This window comes from Bradyrhizobium sp. P3_C3, assembly GCF_056402655.1.
Genome location: NZ_JBFUGY010000131.1, coordinates 1 through 1,853 on the forward strand (window position 1 = coordinate 1; position 1,853 = coordinate 1,853).

Annotated in this window: 2 protein-coding genes; both read left to right on the top strand. The window is 65.8% G+C overall.

Features of this window, described 5'->3' with window-relative positions; genetic code table 11:
- The coding region (locus AC1DW2_RS43730; protein WP_477009201.1) for a polysaccharide biosynthesis protein at window positions 1-783 on the top strand (783 nt) is incomplete at its 5' end.
- Window positions 784-785: 2 nt separating this feature from the next.
- The coding region (locus AC1DW2_RS43735) for a glycosyltransferase family 4 protein (protein WP_477009202.1) at window positions 786-1,853 on the top strand (1,068 nt) is incomplete at its 3' end.

Below are 1,853 nucleotides of genomic sequence, written 5' to 3' on the forward strand. Positions count from 1 at the left end.
CTCAAGCACGTGCCGATCCTGGAGCGCGACTGGAGCGAGGGCGTCAAGACCAACATCTTCGGCTCGATCAACGTTGCCGATGCGGCGCACGGCGCCGGCGCCGAAGCCATGGTGATGATCTCGACCGACAAGGCGATCGAGCCGGTGTCGATGCTCGGCCTCACCAAGCGCTTCGCCGAGATGTACTGCCAGGCGCTCGACCACGATCTTGCCGCAGCTAGCGGCAGAGCCAGGCCGCCGATGCGGTTGATCTCGGTCCGGTTCGGCAACGTGCTGGCTTCGAACGGCTCGGTGGTGCCGAAGTTCAAGGCCCAGATCGAGGCCGGCGGCCCCGTGACGGTGACGCATCCCGACATGGTCCGCTACTTCATGACCATCCGCGAAGCCTGCGATCTCGTCATCACGGCGGCAACGCATGCGCTCGGCACCGCGCGCCCCGACGTCTCGGTCTATGTGCTCAACATGGGCCAGCCGGTGAAGATCGTCGATCTCGCCGAGCGCATGATCAGTCTCTCGGGCCTCCAGCCCGGCTACGACATCGAGATCGTGTTCACGGGCATGCGGCCGGGCGAGCGCCTGCACGAGATCCTGTTCGCCTCCGAGGAGCCGACCCGCGAGATCGGTRTCGCCGGCATCATGGCCGCGCAGCCGAACGAGCCGCCGATGCAGACGCTGCGCAAATGGATCGCGGCGCTGGAGCAGGCGATCGCGCGGGACGATCGGGCCACGATCAAGACSATCCTGAAGGATGCGGTTCCGGAATTCGGGTCGACCGCGGCCTGACCATGCAGTCTCAAGGCAAGATCGTCGTCGCGAGCCAGCACTATCCGCCTGATCCGAGCACGACGGCGGCGATCATGGCAGAGATCGCTTGCCGCGTCGCCGTCGACCACGAGGTCATCGTGCTGTCGGGCTCGCCCGGTGAATTGCCGGCCTCGCAAACCGGCCCGGGCAAGCCGCGCGTGATTGCCATCAAGAACCGGATGGCGGGAAAGGCCGCGCTGGTGCGGCGTGGATTGTCCGAGCTGCTGTTCGCGGCGCGCACATTCTTCGCGCTGATCCGGGAGCTTAAGTCAGGTGACGTCGTGCTCACCGTCACCGCGCCGTTCATGCTGCCTTACGCGGTCGCGGCCGCGGCAAGATGCAAGGGCGCGCGCTCGGCGCTGATCATGCACGACCTCTTCCCCGATGTTCTCGTGATGGCGGAAATCCTGAAGCCCGGCTCGTTCGTGACGCTGACGATGCGCGCGGCCAACAGCCTGATGTTCCGCGCGCTCAATGCCGTCATCACCATCGGCCGCGATGCGGAGCGCCCGCTCTTGAGCTATTCCGGCATGACGCGGAACAAGATCCGCTTCATCCCGAACTGGGCAACGCTCGTACCCGCGGCGCGTCCCCTGGCGCAGGACAATCCGTTCCGCAAAGCGCTTTCCGCGCGATTCATTGTCGGYCTGTCGGGCAATCTCGGCTTCACCCATGATCCGGAGATCGTGTTCGAGGCGGCACGTCTTTTGAAGGACGAGCCGGACATCCACTTCCTGCTGTCCGGCTGGGGCATCGGCTTCGAGCGGCTGAAGCAGTTGCAGGCTGAAGCGAACTTGCCCAATGTGTCCTTCGTGGCGCGGGTCGCGGATGCCGAGCTCGAGGCGTTCCTGGCGGCTGCCAATCTCTGGATCATTCCGTACCGGAAGGACGTGGYGGGGGTGTCGGTGCCGAGCCGGTTCTACAATCTGCTGGCAGTCGGCCGTCCCGTGGCGCTGGTCTCCGAGCCGGAGGCCGAGGCTGCGTTGACGGTGGTGGAGAACGGGCTCGGATGGGTCGTGACGCCGGGGCGGGCGGATCAATTGGCCGAT